General features: G+C 36.7%; 23 protein-coding genes and 1 riboswitch. Of the genes, 2 read left to right on the top strand and 21 right to left on the bottom strand.

Going from position 1 to position 22,126, the window contains the following annotated elements; genetic code table 11:
• Nucleotides 1–73: 73 nt before the first annotated feature.
• The 4 genes from ACTQ5K_RS12040 to ACTQ5K_RS12025 all read right to left on the bottom strand — a co-directional run bounded on the left by ACTQ5K_RS12040 (nt 74) and on the right by ACTQ5K_RS12025 (nt 3,728).
• Nucleotides 74–1,402 (bottom strand): 6-phospho-beta-glucosidase, encoded by a 1,329-nt coding sequence (locus tag ACTQ5K_RS12040; RefSeq protein ID WP_031537696.1) that lies wholly within the window; start codon nt 1,400–1,402, stop codon nt 74–76.
• Nucleotides 1,403–1,628: 226 nt separating this feature from the next.
• Nucleotides 1,629–2,087, bottom strand: coding sequence for a threonine/serine exporter family protein (locus ACTQ5K_RS12035; protein ID WP_031537695.1), 459 nt, complete (start codon nt 2,085–2,087; stop codon nt 1,629–1,631).
• Nucleotides 2,088–2,102: 15 nt separating this feature from the next.
• The gene (locus ACTQ5K_RS12030) at nt 2,103–2,867 is read right to left on the bottom strand and encodes a threonine/serine exporter family protein (RefSeq protein ID WP_048717417.1); all 765 of its coding nucleotides are present in this window, start codon (nt 2,865–2,867) and stop codon (nt 2,103–2,105) included.
• Nucleotides 2,868–3,401: 534 nt separating this feature from the next.
• The gene (locus tag ACTQ5K_RS12025; RefSeq protein ID WP_016202571.1) at nt 3,402–3,728 is read right to left on the bottom strand and encodes a MerR family transcriptional regulator; all 327 of its coding nucleotides are present in this window, start codon (nt 3,726–3,728) and stop codon (nt 3,402–3,404) included.
• A 250-nt stretch (nt 3,729–3,978) separates the two neighbouring features.
• Between ACTQ5K_RS12025 and ACTQ5K_RS12020 the strand changes: the two genes are divergently transcribed.
• Nucleotides 3,979–4,116, top strand: coding sequence for a hypothetical protein (locus ACTQ5K_RS12020; RefSeq protein WP_192840934.1), 138 nt, complete (start codon nt 3,979–3,981; stop codon nt 4,114–4,116).
• Between the two features lie 324 nt (nt 4,117–4,440).
• On the opposite strand, the gene ACTQ5K_RS12015 is transcribed toward ACTQ5K_RS12020, so the two are convergent.
• The 10 genes from ACTQ5K_RS12015 to ACTQ5K_RS11970 all read right to left on the bottom strand — a co-directional run bounded on the left by ACTQ5K_RS12015 (nt 4,441) and on the right by ACTQ5K_RS11970 (nt 13,601).
• On the bottom strand, nt 4,441–5,427 hold the full coding sequence (locus ACTQ5K_RS12015; protein ID WP_441131933.1) for an ABC transporter permease: 987 nt from the start codon (nt 5,425–5,427) through the stop codon (nt 4,441–4,443).
• Entirely contained in the window at nt 5,424–6,365 is a 942-nt protein-coding gene (locus ACTQ5K_RS12010) for an ABC transporter ATP-binding protein (RefSeq protein ID WP_251629018.1), read from the bottom strand. The genes ACTQ5K_RS12015 and ACTQ5K_RS12010 overlap by 4 nt, the downstream gene beginning before the upstream one ends.
• 255 nt (nt 6,366–6,620) lie before the next feature.
• Nucleotides 6,621–7,757 (bottom strand): alanine dehydrogenase, encoded by a 1,137-nt coding sequence (gene ald / locus ACTQ5K_RS12005; protein ID WP_031537689.1) that lies wholly within the window; start codon nt 7,755–7,757, stop codon nt 6,621–6,623.
• A 163-nt stretch (nt 7,758–7,920) separates the two neighbouring features.
• Nucleotides 7,921–9,162, bottom strand: a complete 1,242-nt coding sequence (locus ACTQ5K_RS12000) for a PucR family transcriptional regulator (RefSeq protein WP_441993960.1) — start codon at nt 9,160–9,162, stop codon at nt 7,921–7,923.
• Nucleotides 9,163–9,476: 314 nt separating this feature from the next.
• Nucleotides 9,477–10,178, bottom strand: a complete 702-nt coding sequence (gene chbG, locus ACTQ5K_RS11995) for a chitin disaccharide deacetylase (RefSeq protein ID WP_109768777.1) — start codon at nt 10,176–10,178, stop codon at nt 9,477–9,479.
• Between the two features lie 60 nt (nt 10,179–10,238).
• A complete protein-coding gene (locus ACTQ5K_RS11990) occupies nt 10,239–11,570 on the bottom strand; it encodes a 6-phospho-beta-glucosidase (protein ID WP_048717424.1) in 1,332 nt (443 codons plus the stop codon).
• On the bottom strand, nt 11,567–11,911 hold the full coding sequence (locus ACTQ5K_RS11985) for a PTS lactose/cellobiose transporter subunit IIA (RefSeq protein ID WP_048717427.1): 345 nt from the start codon (nt 11,909–11,911) through the stop codon (nt 11,567–11,569). Before ACTQ5K_RS11985 ends, ACTQ5K_RS11990 begins: the two co-directional genes overlap by 4 nt.
• 19 nt (nt 11,912–11,930) lie before the next feature.
• A complete protein-coding gene (locus ACTQ5K_RS11980; protein WP_441993959.1) occupies nt 11,931–12,620 on the bottom strand; it encodes a PTS transporter subunit EIIC in 690 nt (229 codons plus the stop codon).
• A complete protein-coding gene (locus tag ACTQ5K_RS11975) occupies nt 12,590–13,288 on the bottom strand; it encodes a PTS transporter subunit EIIC (protein WP_441993958.1) in 699 nt (232 codons plus the stop codon). The genes ACTQ5K_RS11980 and ACTQ5K_RS11975 overlap by 31 nt, the downstream gene beginning before the upstream one ends.
• Nucleotides 13,289–13,292: 4 nt before the next feature.
• Complete coding sequence (locus ACTQ5K_RS11970; protein WP_048717431.1) at nt 13,293–13,601, bottom strand: PTS sugar transporter subunit IIB; 309 nt, start codon at nt 13,599–13,601, stop codon at nt 13,293–13,295.
• A gap of 269 nt (nt 13,602–13,870) precedes the next feature.
• Between ACTQ5K_RS11970 and ACTQ5K_RS11965 the strand changes: the two genes are divergently transcribed.
• The gene (locus ACTQ5K_RS11965) at nt 13,871–14,596 is read left to right on the top strand and encodes a GntR family transcriptional regulator (RefSeq protein ID WP_048717433.1); all 726 of its coding nucleotides are present in this window, start codon (nt 13,871–13,873) and stop codon (nt 14,594–14,596) included.
• A gap of 477 nt (nt 14,597–15,073) precedes the next feature.
• Here ACTQ5K_RS11965 and thiW read toward each other — a convergent pair whose 3' ends face one another.
• From thiW to ACTQ5K_RS11930, 7 genes are all read right to left on the bottom strand, one after another.
• The gene (gene thiW, locus ACTQ5K_RS11960; RefSeq protein ID WP_048717435.1) at nt 15,074–15,571 is read right to left on the bottom strand and encodes an energy coupling factor transporter S component ThiW; all 498 of its coding nucleotides are present in this window, start codon (nt 15,569–15,571) and stop codon (nt 15,074–15,076) included.
• 157 nt (nt 15,572–15,728) lie between these two features.
• A riboswitch (TPP riboswitch) is annotated at nt 15,729–15,838 on the bottom strand.
• 119 nt (nt 15,839–15,957) lie between these two features.
• On the bottom strand, nt 15,958–16,980 hold the full coding sequence (locus tag ACTQ5K_RS11955) for an ABC transporter substrate-binding protein (protein WP_441131937.1): 1,023 nt from the start codon (nt 16,978–16,980) through the stop codon (nt 15,958–15,960).
• Between the two features lie 163 nt (nt 16,981–17,143).
• Complete coding sequence (locus ACTQ5K_RS11950; protein WP_031537682.1) at nt 17,144–17,953, bottom strand: ABC transporter permease; 810 nt, start codon at nt 17,951–17,953, stop codon at nt 17,144–17,146.
• 16 nt (nt 17,954–17,969) lie between these two features.
• Complete coding sequence (locus ACTQ5K_RS11945; RefSeq protein ID WP_349205098.1) at nt 17,970–18,737, bottom strand: ABC transporter ATP-binding protein; 768 nt, start codon at nt 18,735–18,737, stop codon at nt 17,970–17,972.
• A 326-nt stretch (nt 18,738–19,063) separates the two neighbouring features.
• Complete coding sequence (locus ACTQ5K_RS11940; RefSeq protein WP_441131939.1) at nt 19,064–19,579, bottom strand: hypothetical protein; 516 nt, start codon at nt 19,577–19,579, stop codon at nt 19,064–19,066.
• A gap of 12 nt (nt 19,580–19,591) precedes the next feature.
• Nucleotides 19,592–20,350 carry a MurR/RpiR family transcriptional regulator gene (locus ACTQ5K_RS11935; protein WP_441131940.1) on the bottom strand — a complete coding sequence of 253 codons (759 nt, stop codon included), beginning with the start codon at nt 20,348–20,350 and terminating at the stop codon, nt 19,592–19,594.
• Nucleotides 20,351–20,475: 125 nt separating this feature from the next.
• Nucleotides 20,476–21,834, bottom strand: coding sequence for a 6-phospho-alpha-glucosidase (locus tag ACTQ5K_RS11930; protein ID WP_441131942.1), 1,359 nt, complete (start codon nt 21,832–21,834; stop codon nt 20,476–20,478).
• Between the last annotated feature and the right edge of the window lie 292 nt (nt 21,835–22,126).

Below are 22,126 nucleotides of genomic sequence, written 5' to 3'. Positions count from 1 at the left end.
AGGGCGAATTTACATATACAAAGGAAAAAATGGCTATATAAGCGGTTGCCCGAATATATAGCCATTTTTTCTTTTAGTAAATTACTTCTTCTTTGAAGAATTGTGGTAGGTGCTCTTTATGTGCCTCTAGCATTTCATCTAAAATTTGTTTTGCTACTTTATCAGATGGAAGCAATGGGTTGATTGTCATTGCTAGCAATGCTGTGTGATAATTTCCGGTCACTGCCGCTTCTGCCGACACCCTTTCGAAGGATTTAATTTGTTGAACCAGTCCGCGTACTGCTACAGGTAAATCGCCAATAGCAATTGGCTTTGGTCCATCTCTCGTAATAATACTGCTAATTTCTACTGCTGATTCATCTGGAATACTAGCAATTGCCCCATTATTTATTGTATTCACTGGTTGAATGTCTCTTCTATCGTTATACATCGAATCAATAAGGCTGCAAGCAGCATCACTATAGTATGCTCCTCCTCTTTTTTCTAGCTGCGGTGGTTTTATCGCTAAATTTTCATCTTTATAAAGCTCAAATAGTTCTTTTTCTAATTGCTGAACTACTTCAGCACGAGTACCTTGTTCTGCCGCCTCTTGTAACTCATTTTGAAGCATTTCTGCTTGTTTATAATAATAACGATGATATCCGCAAGGAATAACCCCTAACGCTTTAATAAAATCTGGTTCCCAATCGATGGCTGCAATATTTTTCATCGTATCACTCTTATGCTTCGTCATTTCCTCTAAAAATACTTGCGTAATATTCTTGCCGTCTAAGTATACATTTAGCCCAAATACCATGTGATTTAACCCCGCGAAATCTACATGTACCCGGCTAGATTCAACTTCTAAAAGCTTTGCAACACCCATTTGAATAGAAATCGGCACATTACATAGCCCAATGATTCTCTTCCAGTTGCTATGGCGAAGAACTGCTTCTGTCACCATTCCTGCTGGGTTTGTAAAGTTAATGAGCCAAGCATTTGGACAAAGCTCTTCCATATCCTTTACAATATCCAAAATAACCGGAATTGTTCGTAAACCTTTAAACAATCCTCCTGGACCATTTGTTTCTTGGCCGATTACATTATATTTTAATGGAATTCTTTCGTCTTTTGCACGAGCAGCAAGCAAACCAACACGAAATTGTGTTGTAACAAAATCAGCATCCTTAAGCGCTTCTCTTCGATCTAATGTTAGATGAATATCAATCGGTACTCCAGCCTTTTGCACCATTCTTTTTGCCAAATTCCCTACAATATTTAGCTTTTCTTCCCCTTCAGGAATATCTACTAACCATAGTTCACGAACAGGTAATGAATCATATCTTTTAATAAAACCTTCTACCAATTCAGGTGTGTAGCTCGAACCTCCGCCGATGGTAACAATTTTAACTCCTTTTCTCACAACCGATCGCCTTCTTCCCTTTATTTTTGCAATCCCTTACAAATTTAACAGCCCGCAAGTGTTTTTTCGTATACAACGTTACCTTCTAACCCATTTTAAGTAAATAGAATCAGGATCTTTAGGACTTTTTCACACAGAATGGAACGTGTTCCAAAATAGGAACGCTGTGTTTCAATAAAGATTAGAAGGAATATTTTATACAAAAAAGGAGCTGAATAAAGGTCATTTACACCTTATTTAGCCCCTTCTTCCGAGCATGCGCCCTAAATATTAATTGATTGATAACTTCTGAAAACATTAGTCCCATTGCAATGGAACCAGATATTAAACATACCTTCGCTGCAAGACTAACAGCTACATAATAGTCATTCTCTACAAAATGACGCATCGCATTATAGGCTGCTCCTCCGGGTACTAATGGAATAATCCCAGCAACACTAAAAATAATCACTGGAGATTTGTATACTCTAGCAAACAGTTGACTTATAACCGCTACAAGAAAGGAACCCGATAACGCTGCTAGCACCTCATTATGATAAAAAAATACAATTGCCCAATAGGCCATCCAGCCAAGCATCCCTATAAACCCACATTGGACTAATAGCTTTCGAGGAATATGAAAGATAATTCCAAAGCCAAATGTCGCAACAAAGCTAGTGATTGCCTGTGCAAAAAATTCACTCATTTCTATTTCCTCTCCTTAAAAAACCAAAAATGCAACAGCAATTCCTGAACCAATAGCTGTAGCGGTTAAAATCGCCTCCGCTCCTTTTGAGATACCAGATACTAAATGTCCAGCCATCAAATCCCTTACTGCATTTGTTATGAGCAAGCCTGGAACAAGAGGCATCACAGACCCAATAATAATCTTATCCACTTCCGAGCCAAATCCAGTCGAAACAGCAAGAAAAGCAACCACTCCAATCACGAAAGCGGCAGAGACTTCAGCAAAGAACTTTATTTGCAAGACTTTGTGAAAATACAAGGAACACAAGAACCCTAGCCCACCTGCTATAAATGCTGGAATAAAATCTCGCCAAACACCATCGAACATGATTAAAAAACAGCCACTTGCAATAGCTGCGGCCATTACTTGAAACAAATCAGAATACGTACATTTTTCATCTTCTACATCTTTCAATAAATGGTATGCTTCATTCATGCCTACCGTCCCCGTACTTATTCTACGAGATATATCATTTACTCGAACAACCTTTTCTAAATTAGTAGTTCGCTCAATAATGCGATTTAATTTTGTCTTTGTTGGTTCTTCTCCTTCTAACGATAAGATAATGCCTGTTGGCGTAACAAAGCAATCGGAGTCTTTCACCCCATAAGCAGTGGCAATTCTTGTCATCGTATCTTCCACCCGATGTGTTTCTGCACCATTCTGTAACATGATACTCCCTGCTAATATGCAAATCTCCATAATGTCGTATGTTTTTTCCACCGAAATATATGTCATACTATCTCTCCATTGAAGAAAAGCATTGGCACCACTTTAACAGACAATCGCTGTAAAAATAAAAGATAGCAAACTGGCCATAAAATACAAATAGGAACAGCTATTGTCTACATCTATGTATGAAAGATCAATTACGTTTACATGTCATTTGGTGCAAAGCAATTCTCATAAAATTTACATCCAAGTCATTCTATCGGGATGTTTTTGTAAAAATAAATGTTGTTCAATGGGCCTACATATACTGCCCTTTTAGTTGGCCTATGCATTTAGCATGCTCCGCAATACTTCATAATATTTTCTATCGAAACGACACTTATCTTTTAGAATAATCGTGTACGCTAAAATATACTTTTGGATCTTTATCAACAAATTACAGTTTATATGAAATATGGTTATTTTATCAATATTTGAGCAGAATTAAAATGATGGAATTTTTACAGAGAAGAAAAGGAAGGTGAAAAAATTTTTTTCCAAAATAAAAAGTCCATTATCGTATTAAAATGGACTTAACAAAAGGACATATATTCGTTTTCACTAATCGTTCTGAATCCCAAATCTCGCATTAATTTGACCACGAAGCATTTGTTTTTTTATTTTGCGCTCTTCTTCTTCTTTGTTCTTTTTCATAATTTCTTGTCTGATTTCGTGTGTACGAACGCCTTCTTCTCGTTTATTAGCAATCTCTATGAGTCTTTCTACATCGGAGAATGAATATTTTCGATTTCCTCTTTCTGGCCTCTCTGGAAAAATTAATTTTCTTTGTTCATAATATCGAATCTGTCTTTCTGTTAAACCAGTTAGTTCACTTACGACACCAATCGTTATTACCTTTCTTTTCTTATAGGATGGCTCATGATCCATTACATCTCACCTCATGAAGTTAAATATTAATCTCTCTTATTTTAATTATAATACTTTTCAGATAAAACAGAACACTATTTGTTATATTTCCTAACACAAAAATCAAAAAATAGGTAAGATTTCCTTACATTTTTAATGATTTTTTATTTATTTTCCGTTAAAATGCTAAATGTATAAACTATTACTTGAAGTTCTTTGCAAGGAATAGGTATTAGGTATTATTTTTATGAACGGAGAGGAGCCTTCTTACATGATAACCAAAGAAGCAGTTGATTTAGCTAAAAAGATTGTGGAGCTGGATCTTATGAGAGACGAGATTTGGGAACACTTAGCAGAGGTTGCTGGTGAACACGCCCACGAACTTCTTCGAATGGTTCAAAATAGCTAAATAAACTGTATAACCTTCACAATTCATGTTCTTTATATATGGGGATCTCCAAACCAAACAAGGTTTATGAGATCCCCATCTTTTATTTTAGCGTTTTATTTAGACTCGAATCTGCTCCGCATTAAATTTTTCCGCTTCACTTCCATAAACTTCTCCAACCAAGTGATATTTCTTCCTATCTGCTGTTAATAAATCTAACATCATTTTATAAGAATACTTCCATTACTGCAAGTGAACGTTTGAATTTTTTTAATACTCTAACAAAAAAAGGCCATCTATCCTAATTCCCGTAAATGCAGGATTGGAATAGATGACCCTTATTAATTAAATACTAACATCTTTCTTTTGGAAAAACCAAAAGGTGATTATCATAAATAGAGCATAATAGATAAATAGGATACCTAAAGAGGCTGGCATCGTTATTGTCTCGATTATTTTGTCCTGGAATAGGAAAATGGTTTGATCCAAATGTGGGAATGGCAATACTTTTAACCAAGCGTATTCCGTCGCTAACATTTGAATAATCTGACCAATTGTTGAGGAAACAAACAACACAAACACCCCGACCCCAACAGCTATCGCCTGATTCTTAAATAATGTGGATAGCATAAAGGACAAGCTTAATACAAGCATTAATCCAGGCAAGTAATAAAGAATCATTTTCAAAAATAGCGTTCCACCATTTGCGATGATTTCACCACTCTGCCCCATAACACGCACATTATCTCCAAAGCTTCCTATGCCAAAGAATGCTATGCTTATCAAGTACCCGACAATCATTAAAAAGACAATTAAACTGGCAGTATAAATTAATACAGCAATATATTTGGACAAGAGAATTCTCCAGCGTTTATGTGGTCTAATAAGTAATTGCTTAATTGTTCCATCAGAGAATTCAGAGGATACACTTCCAGCGCAAATAATTACCACGAATAAGGTAATTAAAGATTTCATTCCAATAACCATTCCGTTCATATTTGACCAAGCGGTTGTATAGGGACTAACATCATTCTCTAAATTAGTTTTATAATCTTGAATGTTCATTTCAATTGATTCTTTTGTATCTTCCCAATCAAAAATTCCTTCACTGTTCATTAATTCTTCTTCCGTCTTCGCTGTAGGCAATTTCTTTTCAAGCTTTGTTATTTCTGACTGGACTGCTGCACGCCAGTCATCCCCTTTATATTGCGGAGTCATTTTCATCTCTAGAACACTTCCACCAATAAGGGCAATTATTAGTATAATAGGGAATATCCAACTGTTTTTCTTTTCCCAAATCTTGATTAATTCATTTTGTACTAACCCAATCATTTTATTTCCTCCTCTCGCTTCTGATTGGTAATTTCTAAGAAACGGTCTTCCAACGTTGCTTTTACTACATAAATTCCGTATACAGCAATTTGATTTTCAACAAACAGCTTATTTACTAGCGGAATCACTTCTTTAGCCACCTTCACGACCAACGCACTATCTTTTCGAGACATAACATCTACTTTCATTCCACTACTTGCAAGCAAATCAACAGCTTTTTCTAGTTCCTCTATTTCAAACGTTACTTCTCTTACACTTACTTCTTCCTCCGAAACTGTTTCGTCCATATTTGAAATATGAATTAACTTTCCTTTTTCAATAATTGCAAACCGATGACACATTAACTGCATTTCCGATAAAAGGTGGGAAGACACTAAAACAGAAATTCCTTCCCTTGCTAATAAATGCAAATAATCTCGAAACTCCCGAATCCCTTGTGGGTCTAACCCATTTGTTGGTTCATCTAAAATCAGAAGAGCTGGTTTATGTAATAATGCCTGTGCTACTCCAAGACGCTGTCTCATGCCCAGCGAATAGGTTTTTACTTTTTGATGGATGGCATTTTCTAATCCTACTAATTTAATAACTTCATTGAAGCGATCTTCGGTTATTGATTCCTTCGCCATCCTGGCATAATGCTTTAGATTCTTATATCCACTCATATATTTATAGAACTCTGGGTTCTCTACAATTGCCCCTAAGCTGCTCATTGCTTCTGAAAAGTTATTATCAAGATTATAATTATCAATAACAACACTACCATTTGTTCTATTAATCAGACTAACAATCATTCGGATAATGGTTGTCTTCCCTGCTCCATTAGGTCCTAACAGCCCAAATATTTCTCCTTTTTCAACAGAAAAACTCACATCATCAACAATATTCCTACCTTTGATTCTTTTTGTAAGATTTTTGACTTCCAATGCATTTAAGCTCATCTTTTTCTCCCTTCTATATCATCACTATAAACCTCTTTCGCTCCCCATAAGATGTATTACTACACATTTCTTTTACTAATACGATTTTTACTAGAAAAAGTTTCAATTAATTGAACTTTTTTGGAAAATATTTACCCGCAAAAAGTATTGCCTTTCTCCCACTCTCATTGTAATTTTCCTGAAACCATCTAAAAAAACCGCTCTCCCTTGTTTTTTAAAGGAGAACGGTTGTGGATAAGCTTCCATTTATTTTGTTCAGACAGTTGCTGTTGATAAATTATTAATAACTTCTTGGACAGGTGTATAGTCATAGCCAAGATCTGTTGCTACAGGAGCATAGGTGATTTTTCCGGCAAATGTATTTACACCTTGTTTAATAGCATAATTACCCTCAATTGCTGCTACTGCTCCCAGATTTGCAATTTGAAGTGCGTATGGCATTGTTACGTTCGTCAAAGCAATTGTAGATGTTCTTGGAACCGCACCAGGCATATTAGCAACAGCATAATGCACAACTCCATGCTTCACATAGGTAGGATTATCATGTGTTGTAATATGATCTACTGTTTCGAAAATTCCTCCTTGGTCAATTGCCACATCCACAATAACAGAACCTGGCATCATTTTCTTGACCATTTCTTCCGTTACTAGTTTCGGTGCTTTTGCACCTGGAATTAATACAGCACCAATTACTAAGTCTGCATTCACAACTGCGTCTTCAATATTCGCAGGGTTAGAAATTACAGTGCTTAAGCTTGCACCAAATTGATTATCTAATTCTCTTAATCTTTCAGGATTTAAGTCTAATAACGTTACATTTGCTCCTAATCCAATCGCTATCTTTGCAGCGTTCATCCCAACAATACCGCCACCAATGATTGTTACATTTCCCTTTTTCACACCAGGAACGCCCGCTAATAAGATTCCTTTTCCTCCATGCGGCTTTTCTAAGAACTGAGCACCAATTTGGACAGCCATTCTTCCAGCAACCTCACTCATCGGTGTTAATAATGGTAATTTACCATTTGCTTCTATCGTTTCATAAGCTATTCCAATTACACCGTTATCCGTTAAAGCTTTAGCTAATTCCGGTTCTGCTGCTAAATGTAAGTACGTAAACAAAATAAGTCCTTTACGGAAATACTGGTACTCGGATGCTAATGGTTCCTTTACTTTTATAATCATTTCTGCTGTATTCCATACTTGAGCTGCTGAATCGATTATTTTCGCACCTGCTGCAGCATATTCTTCATTTGTAAAGCCACTTCCGAATCCTGCATTTTGTTCTACTAAAATTTCGTGGCCACCATTTTTTAAATAAGACACACCGGAAGGAGTAATTGCGACCCTATTTTCATTGTTTTTAATTTCCTTTGGGATACCAATAATCATCAGAATTCCTCCTTGTTATAAAATCTAACATATTTTGTTAGATATCTTATTAATATAATAGGACGAATTCTGAAAATTATCTTTGTTAAAATTAATGAATCAAAAACTACTCCTTTGTGAAAAAACACAAAGAGAAAAGAGGACTGGTTGTCGTGCCCAATCGCTATTCTTTCTGCCAATGCATTAATTTTAAATCTAAATAGATCATAAACTTTTGATTAGGCATTGATAAATCAACTTCCATAATTTCTACCATCCGCTTTAAACGATATGCAAGCGTATTGGGATGAATATGCAGACGAGCGGCAGTCTTTTGTATATTTTCACTTTCATCTAAATATGCTTCTAGTGTTGCTAATAATTCTGTATTATGCGCTTTATCATATTCTTTTAGATTTCGAATAGCGATATTTTCCGATCCATCCTGCCTTCTCTTTTCTAAAAGGATATCTAAAAACTGATAGATACCTAGTTCTTGATAATGGTAAAACTCACCTGCCTCCTGAGGAAATTTCTCTCGCACCTCTAAAACAGTTCTCGCCTCTCTGAAACTTTTTGGTACATCTCGATACTGTTTGTAAACTCCCCCAAAGGTACCCTTCACTTCTTTAATAGAAAATCTGTCTTCTAAGTTTTGCTGAAAACTACAGATGAATTTTGTAAAACAAGCAATTGAATTCCCGTTATCCTCAAGAGGTGTTGCCAAAATAACTAATTCATTATCTTCAATAGTTGAGAAGGAAATTTTCACATCCTGGGATACTTTCAGTAGATAAAGTATATGCTTTTCTATTTCCTTTGTAATCATTTTAGAAAACGGGAAAATCATCACCGTAAAACAAGCTAAGGAAGGTACCCCCATTTCTTTTAATTTTTCGTTAACGTCCGTCTCTTTCACATATCCCGTTAACATCCTCCAAAAGAATTCTTGATTATCCTGTAAAGTAGGGGTTTTGCTTGTTGTAAAACGGGACAAAAGATGCCGTGCTACCGATGCCGCGTTCTCTAAAAACCCCATCTTTTCCTCCGTTAAGGGGGTTCCCATTTCGATGGCCCAAATATATCCGATTACCTCATCCCCTCTCCAAATGGAAACAGCAACCCGGTTTCCAAGACCAATATCCTCTTTCCCCTTAATCCGAATTGGCTTTTTACTTTGAAGAAGCTGTGGAATCACTCCATCCTTCCAAAAGCGATTGATTACTTTCTCTGGAACTCTGCGACTAATAATGGTAGAAATTCTGACCATATCCGTTTCTTCGTCATGACTGCTGTATACTAACACACGATGATGGGGATCCTCCAACGTGATAGGACATCCTAATAGCTCACTAACATGATCTGCAAAGCTTTCGAGGGAATCATACATATCCCTTCTAAACGGATTTCGCGGCTCACTTGTCATTCATCTACCCCTTTCCAAAAAACAATCTGAAATCGTTCAAAACGTTATCTATATTTTATCTTGTTTGGAGGGCATTCAACAATAAGAATCTTTAGAAAAATACATAAACTAATTTTCCCTTCGCTCCTTCTGCCACTTTTATAAAAGCTAACAAAGTTGTGTAGTCGAAGGATCGGTTATTTTCCATTAATGATCTTCTATTAGCTCCTTTAAAAGATTGGCTTGTTGTCATTAAATAGGGCGTTCTTATCAAATTACAAACCAAAAAAGACCTTTCAAAAGAGTGCTCCTCCTTCAAAAGTTCCTTGTTATTGCTATATTTTCTGTTTTATAGACTTTGCATCCATTAAAATCCTTGTTTCCTTGAGCCTTTGCATATTGTAAGAAGATTCCTTCATTAATGTTTCATCCAAATAAGCAGGATGGGTCATTATTTCGATGCTTTTTCCACCTTCTACTTGCTCATGTAAATTTTCAAAATAGCTATCCGTAACTCCATCACCATAAAAATCATCTAAAAAGACATCTGTTAATGTTTGAATATCCGTAAAATGAGTGCCTGCATTTCTTACAGGTAACCCGTATTTTTCTGAAAGCTTTTTTATTACTGGATAAAATTCTTTTATTCCATGCACATGATGATGACTATCTAAATGTGATGGAGTAAGATCGGCATCAAAGCATTTTTCAATTTGCGCTGTCCATTCTCTTTCTAGATCATCCAAGCTTATTGAAACCGGATTTCCGTAAACAAAGATTTGCTTTTTAAAATTCCCCGCTTCATCTATAAGGCTTGGAACATCCTCTAAAAGCGGCCTTCCCCATGTTAACACAAGATGGACACCTACCTTTAAAGATGGTGTATCTTTAGCTAAGGAAATGGCATGCTTTGTTGCCTTTGCATTCATCATCATCGTTGCAGACGTAACAAGTCCCTTGAGATGGGCATCAATGATTCCATAGTTAACTCCTCGACTAAGACCGAAATCATCTGCATTAATAATCACTTTTGTCATGGATTCGTCTCCTTTTAAAGCCTATGGAGCCATCAATTTATATACACAGCTCAGCTTTTTTTATACAAACACTTTTTTCCGGAAAAACTGTGGTAAATACGCTCTATGTGCTTCTAGCATTTCATCAAGAATTAGCTTAGCAACTCGGTCACTTGGCACGAGTGGATTAATGGTCATGGCAAGCAGCGCTTTCTCATAATCGCCAGAAATAGCTGCTTCAATAGCTACTCTTTCAAAGGATTTGATTTGCATAACTAATCCTTGAACCGCTATTGGAAGCTCTCCAACCGTGATCGGCTTCGGACCGTCTTTCGTAATAATACAACTGACTTCCACTGCTGATTCATATGGAATTCCCGTAATTGCACCATGGTTCACTGTATTGACTGCTTGGATATCACATTTATCCATATACATAGAACGAATTAGACGAACAGCAGCATCGCTATAGTATGCGCCTCCACGTTTTTCTAACTGGGGAGGTTTTATAGCAAGTTCTGGGTCTTTATATAATTCAAATAATCCCGCTTCTAATTTTTGCACCACTTCCGCACGAGTTTCCCCTTTTTCCGCATCCTTTAACTCCTGTGCAAGTACATCTCCTGTTTTGTAATAATAATTGTGATATGGACAAGGGAATAAATTTAATCCTCTTAAAAATGAAGGCTCCCAGCCCATCGCATGAATATTTTTCATCGTAATTGCTTTGTCAGGGTCTGTTATTAATTCGATTATCTCACTCTTCACACTTTTGCCGTCAACAAACACATCAATTCCGTAAACCATATGATTCAGACCTGCGAAATCTATTCTTACTCTTGCAGGATCGACATTCAATAAATCCGCAACCCCTCGTTCCATTCCAATCGGTACATTGCATAAACCAACAACTTTTGAAATCCCACTGTAGCGCAAAACTGCTTCTGTTACCATTCCAGCAGGGTTTGTAAAGTTAATTAACCAAGCATCGGGACAGAGTTCTTCCATCTCTTTCGCTATTTCCAACATAACTGGAATAGTCCGAAACGCTTTAAATAATCCGCCAGGTCCGTTTGTTTCTTGACCAATGACGCCATGCTTCAACGGAATTTTCTCATCAAGCGCTCTTGCTGCAAGCTGCCCCACCCGCAATTGGGTTGTAACAAAATCAGCCCCGCTAAGCGCCTTTCTCCGATCTAATGTGAGAAAAATATCAATCGAAACACCCGCCTTTGCTACCATTCTACGCGCTAATTCGCCGACAATTTCCAACTTTTCTTTACCTTCTTCAATATCAACAAGCCATATTTCTTTTACAGGTAATTCTTCATGGTACTTAATAAAGCCCTCGATTAGTTCAGGCGTATAGCTTGAGCCTCCACCTATAGTAACTATTTTTAAGCCTTGGCTCATTCTGCCATCCCCTTTCTCGTTGTCTGTTGCAAAACTTCTTCTCGCAATTCAATAATCTCAAGAGCAAGGTCTTTCAATGTCATTGCTGTCATTAGGTGATCTTGTGCATGGATAAGGATAATCGGAATCATAAATTGGTCCCCACCAGCCTCCAGATGGAGTAATTTTGTCTGGATTTTATGAGCCTCTGATAGTTCCGTATCTGACTCTGTTAACTTCTTTTTGGCAGCATGAAAATCCTTTTTTTTCGCATCCTGTATGGCTTCCATCGCAAAGCTTCTCGCATTTCCGCTATGTAAAATCAGCTGAAAGGAGAGTTGGTATAATTCTTCCGTATTCACCTTATTTCCCTACTTTCTTTCAGACACTTACAGAATCGGAATCTTTTGCAAGCTCTGTTTTATTTTTTGAATCAATTTTGACCTGCGCATAAACAAATGGTAAATAAACAACCGTTGATATAAGTAAATTTAAAGCAGCCAAGCCAGCCCCCAGAAAGCTTCCCCCAGTCGCTAAGTAGCCGCCGACTATCGGTGGTGTTACCCACGGAATTTTTGCAGTTACTGGTGGGACAATTCCGTATTCAACTGCAAGATACGAGATAATAGTTGTAATAACAGGTCCAAGTACAAACGGAATAAACCAAATTGGATTTAAAACAATTGGTAGACCAAATAGAATTGGCTCATTAATTTGGAAAACACCCGGAGCCCCACCAAGCCCAATCATCTGCTTATATCGTTTTCTTCCTGCAATAATCATGGCAATAATTAATCCTAAGGTTGCACCGGCTCCACCTAAAAACACAAACGCATCGAGAAATGAACCTGCAAGGATATGATATTCTCCTAATGCTTTTACTCCCGCTTGAGCTAAATCGATGTTTTCAGCTCCTGTTTTTTCAAACAAAGGCGTCGTAATTCCACCTAATACATTTGTCCCGTGTAAGCCTAACATCCAGAATAAGTGTATTAACAATACACTTAATATGGCAAAAGGAAGAGAATCAACAGCATTTGTTAATGGGGATACATCACTGTATTTAACCAATCATTTAGTACCTTTCCATCTGTAACCATTCTGAAAACTACCCCAAATAGTCCTGCTAAAAAAATAGTTCCCATACCTGGCACTAATTTTGCGAATGACTTAGAAACAGCTGGCGGTACCCCATCTGGCATTTTTATAACCAATGCTTTAATTTTAGATAAACGTAAGAAAATTTCTGTTGTAATCAATGCTACGATAATGGCTGTAAATAGAGCAGTGGCGTTGAAATAATCAACAGAGACTAACCCCCAGACTCCACCTGCAACTGTTTCAGTCGCAGCTTCATCTATTGGTAATGTGACATTTGCTGTTTGGGGCAATAATAAGAAAAAACAGGCTGCGGATATAAGCATTGCTTCAAAGCCCTCATCTCCATAAGATTTAGCTAATTTATAGGAGATACCAAACACTGCAAACACAGAAAGAAAAGCAAATGTTCCAAACCATATATCCCCACCTAGCGTTGACCAGTTTGGACCAAATATTGCTTCCATCATTCTTCCATATGGCGGAATAATTTGCCCAAGATTATTAAAAAGTACTGCAAAGGAACCTACAATAGTAATAGCAATCATACCAATTAATGTATCCCTAATCGCAAGCAGATGTCTTTGATTACCGAGCTTTAATGCAAATGGCATAATAAATTTCTCAATAAATCCCATCATTTCTTTATTCCCCCTTAATTAAAGTAGTGGCTTGTTCCAACACTTTTTCACCATCGCATAGTCCGTAGTCTTGCGGGTTAATGGTTGCAACAGGAATCCCTTTTTGATCGCCTGCTTTTTTTACTTGAGGCAATAGAAATCGTACTTGAGGGCCTAACAAAACGACATCAGCGTTCTCTATCTCGTCATTCACTTCAGAGGTTGCTATCGCCCAAATCTTGCAGTCTATCCCTTGTTTTTTTGCACTTTGTTCCATCTTCGAAACTAATAAACTTGTAGACATTCCAGCTGAACAACATAATAGAATATTCAATAATTCATCCCCTTTTAATTGATAGATTATTCTGACTTTTGATTTTAAAAAAACGGATATCCCTTCTGATTATTTTACTTGCGAATTCCTCGGCTAGTCTGCTTTCTTAAGTGAGATAAAGAAATAGGGAAAACCCTTGTCTATATTGTAATAACAAATTGTTTATATTTCAATATATTTTTATTTGTTATTACAAATTTATTAATTGTTTGCTTATTAAGATTAGAAAAGATATTCTATACATATAGATATTACGGAGGGAAACGATTGTGGAAGAAATAAACAAAGAAGCTGCACTGCACTCCATTGTAAAAGAGTCTATTATCAACATGATTAAAAGTGGCGAATATCAACCGGATACTAAATTGCCAACTGAGGCAGAATTTTGCAAAACGTTTGGAGTTAGTAGAACAACCATCCGCACTGCACTGCAACAGCTAACGGTGGAAGGATATGTGTACCGAGTGCAAGGGAAAGGTACCTTTGTTGCGGAAAATAAAGTAAAACAATCTTTAACTAGTACAGTGGAACAGTTCTCTGAACAAATTATGATGCAGGGGAAAGATCCATCTATAAAAGTACTACAGCTTAAAGTCATAGAAGCCACAGACTTCCTTGCCAAACAATTTAACCAAAACATAGGAGAACCAGTTAACTGCCTAGAACGGATGCGTTATGTAAACGATGCTCCTCTTCAATATGAAATCTCTTATCTACCCTGGTATAAAGTACCTGGATTAGATAGTTCGGCATGTGAAAAATCCTTATATAAAATGCTTGAAACAAAATACAATATTAAGATAAGCAAAACAGTAGAGCATCTTGAATTGATTTTGGCAGATGACACGATTTCTAAGATGTTAAAGATACCAGCTGGCTCCCCTTGTTTTTTATTGGAAACTTTTGCTTATGCAGAGGATGAAACAGCTATTGAATATTCAAAGACGATTTATAGAGGTGACAGAGCGCACTTTGTCATTGAACGGAATTATTAATTAGTAAGAATAGGTGGGTATTTGTTACTACAAATATCCGCCTGGATTAAAAGATGGTTTTCTAATGAAGTAACTTCTGGTGACTTTTACTCCGGGATTTGGCTAAAGTTATTTTTCTTTATAAACTCTTCTTTTCTATACGAATCTAGTAAAAGCTTGCTTGCTCTTTATGAACACCCTTTTTCTCAACCAACCTATTAAATATGGCTTTCATCCTCTTTATGAAAACTCTTTTTTCCACAAATAATCCACATTACACCCTTTCAGCTCTTCACCAAACAGTTTTTTTCCACAATAAATTCCTAATGCCAGTTTTCCGACCGAATATTTCTTTCTCATTACCACTTATTTTTCCACAGAAGCACCAAATTTACTATATTATCCACATTTTATCCACAAAAGCAGTCGACTTACTCACAAAAAAACCGATTAGCACAAGTCACATGACTTTCCTAACCGGTCCTAATATCTATTCTATTAATTTTGGTTTAACATTTGAAACGACTTTATTTTTACCAAACGACTGACTAGCACTAAACCGATAATAGCCCCTGCAAAACTACTAACAGCAAAGGATGGCAGGTAAAATAATGCCCCTGTCTTTGTGCCTAACAAAACGGAAGCATAAGGCACTGCAACTAAAGAAGCAATGATTCCTGTTCCAACAAATTCTCCTAATGCAGCAAAAATCGGCTTCGAGGTTTTATGAAATAGATAACCTGCCAAAAGTGCACCAATCATACTTCCTGGGAAGGCTAATAAAGATCCAGTTCCTAATAAATTTCTTAACAGTGAAGTTGCAAAGGCAATGATCACTGCCGGAATTGGACCGAGTATGACTCCAGCTATTACATTTAACGCATGTTGAACTGGGTATGCTTTGGCAATACCTGCTGGAAACCAAAGAAGGGTGGAACCATATGTGCCAATAGCAGTAAACATAGCCATTAACACTAGAAGTTTCGTTCTTTTCAAATTCATTTCCTCCTCTTAATCATTTTAAGCATAAAAGTAACGGCACTGACTGATATACAGGAAAGAATAAGCGCTAAAGTCTGTTTGCACTCTGACCTTTTCCACACAACAAAAAAGCCAGATCTAAACAGACCTGACTGATAAAGTCAAAAAGAAATAGAGTAATCCGCTACTTCCCTACGCTGGCATAATCCAGATCAGGTCTTTAGGGTTAAAAAACGAACAGGTTTTTCTCTCAGCCATCACCTGGCACCCCTAGTAGTCAATATATGCTTATGCTCTTTATTGTAACTTATTTCCTTTCTAACAAAAAGCACTATTTTTCTTTAATTAAAGGTATTGGAGTATCCTTTCAACTAACTAGTATAGAACACTTCTAGACTACTTTACTCTTCTGACAATTTATCCACAAACTGCATGTCGATTAATTCATCGTAGTAATAGCCTTCTGTGTATACACCCGTCTTTTCTACGACATCCATTGGTTTTGCTACAGATTCTTCGGAAATATAGCCATCTTTACTCCATAATTCATCTGCATAAGCTCGATCTAGCGAAGCCTGCAGACTTTCCACTGATGTGGAAGGGAATTCCGCTTTTAGCACTTGCATGGATAGTTCCGGATTATCCTCCACTGTTTCTAATCCCTTTAATACTGCTCTGACAAAGCTCTCCACTACTTCTGGCTCTTTTTCTATTGTGGATTTTTTGACACTGACAACTGAATACGGATAATCTCCTAAACTAGCGAAGCTATAAAACGGTTCTTTCCAGACGCCTTTGTTCATTCCTTCTGTAATTTGTGGTTCTCCTCCGTTTGCAATATCAGCATTCCCAGATTCCACTAGGGACACAACTGCACTTGCATCAGCTGGTTCTTCTAGTGTTACATCTTTTTCAGGATCCAATCCTAACTCCATTAACAGCCATCTTGTCAACAGGTTGGGGCTTCCTCCATATCGACCCGCAGCAATCGTTTTTCCTTTTAAATAATTTGCCAGCTCTTCCTCATTCTCACTATCAACTGGTTCATCTGAATTTCCCATCAAATAGACATTTGCTCGATTGACAACATTGACTACTGACTGAATAGGATCAGAGCTTCCCAGATTCGCCATTTGATTGGAATCTGGTCCGCCAATTACTCCCCAAGCATCTCCGCTCACAACAGAAGTAACATGAGCACCTCCTGTTGCTGTTATAACTTCTACCTCCAGTCCCTCTTCTTCAAAATAACCTTCCTCTATCGCAACATATAGTGGAAGATAGCCAATCAAGTGAACGGGCTCAGAGATAACAAGCTTTCGCAAACCATCCTTCGTTTCATTTGCCCCCTCATGTGAACTACATCCAGAAAGGATCAACACAATACTAAGACATGCAAGTAAAAAAATCCTGCACTTTTTCAAAGGTAATGCCCCCTTTTTATATATAAATAGAATGGGAAAAATGATTAGTGGATTGAAAAAGGAAGATGAATAAGAAGTATAATGTGGATGATGGAACTAACTATTCTATTTCATATATATGGAGCATTTTTTCTCATTATGTGCTTTCCAAAAGGAAAATATCTTATTCAACATTTCTCCCTTTTAACAGAAGCTTTTCTATCCATACAGTAGCAAAGTACATAACAATCGATAAGATGGACAATACTGCTACTCCGACCCAGACGAGATTAATGTTCATAATTTGGCCTGCATATAGAATCATTCTGCCAATGCCTTGTCTGGAGCTTATAAATTCGCCAACGATGGTACCTGCCAAAGCTAAAGCAATATTTATTTTCAAACTACTTACAATCCATGGCATCGTAGTTGGTATGACAACTTTTGTGAAGACATGCCATCTCTTGGCACCGAGAGAATACATTAATTTTTCCAAATCCTTATCTACTGCCTTCACACCACTATATGCCGCAAGAGCTGTAGTAATAATGGTCATCATAAAAGCGAGAACTACTTTGGAGCCAAAGCCTATTCCAAATAAAATAACAAGGACCGGTGCCAAAGCTAGCTTCGGGACGGCATTAAATGCAATTAAATACGGTTCTGAAATACGAGAATAATAGTAGGACCACCAGAAGGAAAGCCCTAATAAGGCGCCAAAAAAGGTTCCTAATCCAAAACCAAAGATGGTTGCCCCTGATGTGTATATTAAATCATTCCATAACGAGCCCTCTGTCCAAGCTATATAACCTGTTTTCCATATCGTAGTTGGACTGCTCCAATAATAGGAATCAATAACCTTCCATTTGGACAGCAGTTCCCATGCTAGAAGAAAAAGAATTCCAAAGCTCCATTGTCCTATCCGGGTAAAATTCTTTCTCCTTTTCGCAATGGCTTCTTCATCCTCGATATAAAATTCTCTTTTTGTTTCCATACATAGCCCTCCTTCCTTATTCTGTTTCTTCATTCGACTTCAGCGCTTGTAGAACATATTCCTTTAATTGAATAAACGCAGGGTCCAGAAGGGTTTGTTCAGTTCGTGGTCTCGGTAAATGAATGGATACCTTTTCCTTAATCGTTCCCGGTCTTGGTGTGAGAATATATATTTCATCAGATAAAAAAATGGCTTCATCAATATCATGTGTGATAAAGAGAATCGTTTTCTTAAAATCTCCCCATATTTGTAAAAGCCATTCCTGCATAAGCAATCGCGTTTGTGCATCCAATGCTCCAAAAGGTTCATCCAATAAAATAACATCTTGATCATAAAGCAAAGTCCTTAACAAAGCTGCTCGTTGTCTCATCCCTCCAGATAATTCCTCTGGGAAATGTTTCTCAAATCCTTCTAATCCGTATCTTTCTAACAAAGGCAAGGCTCTTTGGATTGCCTCTTTTTTCGGAACACCTTTTACTTCTAATCCTAAAATCACATTATGGAGAATATTTCTCCACGGCAGGAGCAAATCTTTTTGGAGCATATAGCCGACATGCCCACTTTTACCAACAATATCTTTTCCGTCTAAAAAGACATGACCAGTAGATGGTTTTATTAATCCAGCAATAATATTAAATAACGTTGATTTTCCACAACCACTAGGACCAATGATACTGACAAATTTCCCCTCTGGAATCTGCAAATTCGCATCCTTTAATGCGAAAAATTCTTTTCCATTTTTCCGAAAAACCTTACTACTTTTTATTACCTCTAATTTGTACAACCTGCATCCCTCCCCATTCTGAAATATTCATTGTATTTGCGTATTATTTACATAGAAATTCTAGATTTTCAATGAACGTTCCACATTTCTAAACTTGCTCTTGCTATACTATATGTAAAAATAGGCGAATGGGATAATTAATTATTAGGAAAAAGGAGTTCATTACACAAATTATTCGTTCAAGTGTTGGCTGAACATGCAGATAAGGAATTGGGATGAAAGTATTAGGATAGAAGAAAGGTAACAAAAGTGGATTTTGCCTATCTTAGTCGAAAAAAATAGTGCCTATGAATAAGACACCATTTACTAATACAGCTAATTAAACTTTATATTCCACTAATTCGCAGGAACGCCCAAATACAGATAAAAGACAAAAAGAAAAGAATAGCCGATAAACTGAAGAAAACATACATCGTGTTATTTTTTGTTATTTCCTGTGTATTTTTCGTGCTTCGACTTTGTTTTCTAAAATGGAATATCCCCCATACAATTAACACACATGCAAGAATATTGCCCATCAAAAATTCAGCAGCAGCCAATACAATAAAGGACCCATAGATAAAAGAGGTAGGCTTAGCTAACGATTTGATGCCCAATTCAATAGCCAAGCTAACAAATGGCTGTATCATCGCTATAACAAATAATATTGTTATAAATGGATTTTGTTCAATATATCGCCAAAATGGCTGATTTGTCTGTATAGCTGCTAGATAAATATAGGCAATAAATAAAATCGGTATCGTGTAGCAAACATATTTTGCAGTATTTAAAATAGCAGTATTTTTTATAGAAAATACCCTTTTTTGATTAACAGTTTCTTTATCCGCAAATTTTAAAAACATGTTAGCACCTCACTATTCCTTTCTTTTGCTCTCCTTATACTCCAAATATTGACTTGCTAGTACTTCTCCAACGATAAAAAAGGATGCTAATGACGTATAATCAATTCCACTGTTAGTCGGAACAGAAGTAGTTGTAGCATATAGATTATGAGGAGTCATTCGTGCCAAATTGTTATTTTTCATATTCGTAATCGAAATAAAGGGAATTCCTTTCGTAACAAGCTTTTGAATCTTCGGTATTAGTGTTGGTGTATCTCCAGACAAAGAAATAACAATCATTAAATCTGTCGGGCTGAGATCAGGCAAGATAACTTCAAACTTTGTTTCATCATGGATAATCGTTAAATATCTGTGCTGAACGATAAAGGCACGTTGGAGTTCATGGGCTGCATTTAATTGGGCAGAACCTGTTCCGTAAACAAAAATTCGTTCCGATCGATCTATTACCTCACAGATTTCATCAAAGTTTTTATCCTGCAAATGTTTCAATGTAGCTTCAAGATCATTTGTTAAAGTACCGATATAGCTTTGACTAACTTCTTCTTCTTCATCTTCCCATTTTAAAAAGACCCGAAATTCGCTATATCCGCTGAATCCTAATTTTTGTGCTAATCGTAGAACAGAAGAACGGGAAACATTACATTTGTTCGCTAGTTCATTTATGTTGGATCTATAGCATGTACTGCGATTATTTAAAATATATTTCAAAATGTGAAAATCATTTTCATGAAATTGGTTATAGTTTTTATTAATCAATTCTTCTAATTTCATATTTTCCCTCCTAATATACTATTATCATAATATAAAACAAACTGGAGGAGAAATCGAAAATGCTTTATGCGAATACCCCAAATAGAGACAACCCTCTTCCAACAAATAAAGAGGGTTGAATATCATTAGTTTAATACATGCTCTCGTTCTTCTGTTTCTGTTTTTAGAGCTGGCCAGTACTCTTTGTTTGCTTCGATTAAATCATCTAATATTTGTTTTGCTACATATGCACTTGGTACTGTCTTTGATAAAGTTAATGCTTGCCATAATTTTTGGTAAGAACCCTCTTCCCATGCTTCTACCACTAATTTTTCTACAGACACTTGCTGTTCCATCAAACCTTTTTGAAACTGAGGAATTCTACCGATCGATAAAGGCTCTGGGCCATTTGATCCTACAATACAAGGAATTTCAACCATTCCTGTTGAGTCAAAGTTTTCAATTGCTCCTTTATTTTCTACAATTAGTAGCATTCTTTCATGTGTGTTATAAGCGATTGCCCGTGCTAGGTCTACGATATAAGAAGCATGCATATCTACATGAAGTGCACTACCTTCTGTTGATTGGTTGGCAACAATCTTTTCACATTCGGAAAAGACAAATTTCTCTCTCCCATTCATTACTTCGTTGGCACGTGTGTATTCTTTATTCGAATGACCTACAATATAATCTGGAAACATATAATATTGTAAATAAGTGTTCGGTAATGTATTGGGATCAAGAGCAAATACATCTCTTGCTTTTGTAAAAGTATCATTCCATGTTGCTTCCGTATGCTGTCTATCACCACTAGTTACAACATATCCATTCTTAGCTACATGCTCTTTTATTTTTGGCATTAAATCATTTCCTTCTTTATCTCGAATATCTGTCCACCATCCGAAATGATTTAAACCATAATAACGAACAACTAATTCTTTACGCGATGCTAATCCTAGTGTTTCTGCCATTCTTCGTTCAATACTTACAGGCATATCACAAATATTAAGTACTTTTGATTTAGGACGAAGCTTTCTGCATGCCTCTGCAACGATTGCCGCTGGATTGGAGTAATTTAACATCCATGCATCTGGCGAGTATTTTTCCATATAATCGATTATTTCAAAAACACCACCAATAGAACGCATTCCATATGCCATTCCACCAGGTCCGCAAGTTTCTTGACCTACAACCCCGTGTCTTAATGGAATTTTTTCATCCAATTCACGCATCGCATATTTACCGACTCGAATATGGGCCATAACAAAGTCTACATCTGTAAATGCCTCTTCTGGATTGGTTGTTGAAACAAATTCGATTTCTGGTGCCCTTTCCTTCACAATAATTTCACATGCCCCAGCGACCTTGTCCTGTCTCTCTTTATCATTATCATAAAACTTTAATGTTCGAAGTGGAAATTTATCAAGATTATCAAGTAACATTAATACAATCCCTGGAGTAAATGTGCTTCCTCCCCCTGCAATAACAACGGAAAATTTTTTCATATTGTCTTCCTCCCTTACTATGATACATCATTTATAACATAGGACAGTAACAGCAACAATGGATTTGGAAGCGTTTGCCCTTAATCACAAATGTTGTTCTTTTTCACATAGAATAAGATTTTTCTCACCTTCCAAAATTGTTTGGGGCAATAAAAAAACGAAGAGCAGTCTGCCCTTCGTCTGGACTAACCTAAAATAGTGAGACAATATAAAACACCTCCAAAATGGCAATACTTGAGATAAGTATTGTGACATTATTCGGAGGTGTTTTTGCGTGGGCAAAAAAACTGTA

The organism is Niallia sp. Sow4_A1 (genome assembly GCF_052116745.1).
Taxonomy (GTDB): domain Bacteria; phylum Bacillota; class Bacilli; order Bacillales; family Cytobacillaceae; genus Niallia; species Niallia hominis.
This window is presented reverse-complemented; position numbering and strand designations above follow the sequence as displayed.

Excerpts from the sequence above, each read along its gene's own strand:
- ACTQ5K_RS11940 (WP_441131939.1), bottom strand. The coding sequence starts at position 19,579 with ATGTTTTTAAAATTTGCGGATAAAGAAACTGTTAATCAAAAAAGGGTA.
- ACTQ5K_RS12000 (WP_441993960.1), bottom strand. The coding sequence starts at position 9,162 with ATGACAAGTGAGCCGCGAAATCCGTTTAGAAGGGATATGTATGATTCC.
- ACTQ5K_RS12030 (WP_048717417.1), bottom strand. The coding sequence starts at position 2,867 with ATGACATATATTTCGGTGGAAAAAACATACGACATTATGGAGATTTGC.
- ACTQ5K_RS11990 (WP_048717424.1), bottom strand. The coding sequence starts at position 11,570 with ATGAGCCAAGGCTTAAAAATAGTTACTATAGGTGGAGGCTCAAGCTAT.
- ACTQ5K_RS11975 (WP_441993958.1), bottom strand. The coding sequence starts at position 13,288 with ATGATGGGATTTATTGAGAAATTTATTATGCCATTTGCATTAAAGCTC.
- ACTQ5K_RS12015 (WP_441131933.1), bottom strand. The coding sequence starts at position 5,427 with ATGATTGGGTTAGTACAAAATGAATTAATCAAGATTTGGGAAAAGAAA.
- ACTQ5K_RS12010 (WP_251629018.1), bottom strand. The coding sequence starts at position 6,365 with ATGAGCTTAAATGCATTGGAAGTCAAAAATCTTACAAAAAGAATCAAA.
- ACTQ5K_RS11950 (WP_031537682.1), bottom strand. The coding sequence starts at position 17,953 with ATGGAAACAAAAAGAGAATTTTATATCGAGGATGAAGAAGCCATTGCG.
- chbG (WP_109768777.1), bottom strand. The coding sequence starts at position 10,178 with ATGACAAAAGTGATTATTAATGCAGATGATTTCGGTCTTAGTCGAGGA.
- ACTQ5K_RS12025 (WP_016202571.1), bottom strand. The coding sequence starts at position 3,728 with ATGGATCATGAGCCATCCTATAAGAAAAGAAAGGTAATAACGATTGGT.
- ACTQ5K_RS11935 (WP_441131940.1), bottom strand. The coding sequence starts at position 20,350 with ATGAAATTAGAAGAATTGATTAATAAAAACTATAACCAATTTCATGAA.
- ald (WP_031537689.1), bottom strand. The coding sequence starts at position 7,757 with ATGATTATTGGTATCCCAAAGGAAATTAAAAACAATGAAAATAGGGTC.
- ACTQ5K_RS12020 (WP_192840934.1), top strand. The coding sequence starts at position 3,979 with ATGATAACCAAAGAAGCAGTTGATTTAGCTAAAAAGATTGTGGAGCTG.
- ACTQ5K_RS11930 (WP_441131942.1), bottom strand. The coding sequence starts at position 21,834 with ATGAAAAAATTTTCCGTTGTTATTGCAGGGGGAGGAAGCACATTTACT.
- ACTQ5K_RS12035 (WP_031537695.1), bottom strand. The coding sequence starts at position 2,087 with ATGAGTGAATTTTTTGCACAGGCAATCACTAGCTTTGTTGCGACATTT.